Source organism: Streptomyces sp. 3-6, assembly GCF_056323165.1.
Genome location: NZ_JBWHZP010000056.1, coordinates 1 through 632, shown reverse-complemented (window position 1 = coordinate 632; position 632 = coordinate 1). Strand labels below are relative to the sequence as shown.

Annotated in this window: 1 protein-coding gene; it reads left to right on the top strand. The window is 68.2% G+C overall.

Annotation, left to right across the window (positions count from 1 at the left end; translation table 11 throughout):
* Positions 1 to 632, top strand: a 632-nt coding sequence (locus tag AC02VZ_RS26050; protein ID WP_476476563.1) for an alpha-amylase family glycosyl hydrolase, incomplete at both ends; no start/stop codon positions are given.

Here is a 632-nt window from a genome sequence, read left to right as displayed (position 1 = left end):
CACGCGTTCCTGAAGCGGGTGCGCAAGGAGATCGACGCCCAGTACCCCGACACCGTGCTGCTGGCCGAGGCCAACCAGTGGCCCGAGGACGTGGTGGACTACTTCGGCGACTACGCCGTCGGCGGCGACGAGTGCCACATGGCCTTCCACTTCCCCGTCATGCCCCGCATCTTCATGGCCGTCCGCCGCGAATCGCGCTACCCGGTCTCCGAGATCCTCGCCAAGACCCCCGCCATCCCCTCCGGCTGCCAGTGGGGCATCTTCCTGCGCAACCACGACGAGCTGACCCTGGAGATGGTCACCGACGAGGAACGCGACTACATGTGGGCCGAGTACGCGAAAGACCCCCGCATGCGCGCCAACATCGGCATCCGCCGCCGGCTCGCCCCGCTGCTGGACAACGACCGCAACCAGATCGAGCTGTTCACCGCCCTGCTGCTCTCCCTGCCCGGCTCCCCCGTCATGTACTACGGCGACGAGATCGGCATGGGCGACAACATCTGGCTCGGCGACCGCGACGCGGTCCGCACCCCCATGCAGTGGACCCCGGACCGCAACGCCGGCTTCTCCTCCTCCGACCCCGGCCGCCTCTTCCTGCCGACGATCATGGACCCGGTCTACGGCTACCAGGT